1 pseudogene is annotated in these 267 nt (G+C 67.0%); it reads right to left on the reverse strand.

The annotated features are described in order from the left end of the window. Nucleotides 1-267, reverse strand: a pseudogene (locus QSJ19_RS26695) (IS1380 family transposase); the annotation flags it as partial.

Raw genomic sequence — 267 nt, forward strand, 5'->3', positions numbered from 1 at the left:
CGCACCTTGTGTGGCCGGGCCATGCACTTCGACGATCGAATCATCGATGTCGACCATCACCGGCCCCTCGATACCGGCCAACACCGGGGTGTGGGCGGCCAGTCCGGTCAGCACCCGGGCGGCGACGGCATCGAGTTGGCGGACATGCCCGAACCGGAATTCGCGCAGGAATGATCCCAGCGTGGACGGGGCATACGGGTGGTCGAACACCCGGCCCATCGCCCCATGGCGCAACACGTTCATGTCGTCGATGCTGTCGGCGCCGGC

The sequence above is a fragment of the Gordonia sp. ABSL11-1 genome, from assembly GCF_030315685.1.
In the GTDB taxonomy this organism is placed as follows: Bacteria; Actinomycetota; Actinomycetes; order Mycobacteriales; family Mycobacteriaceae; genus Gordonia.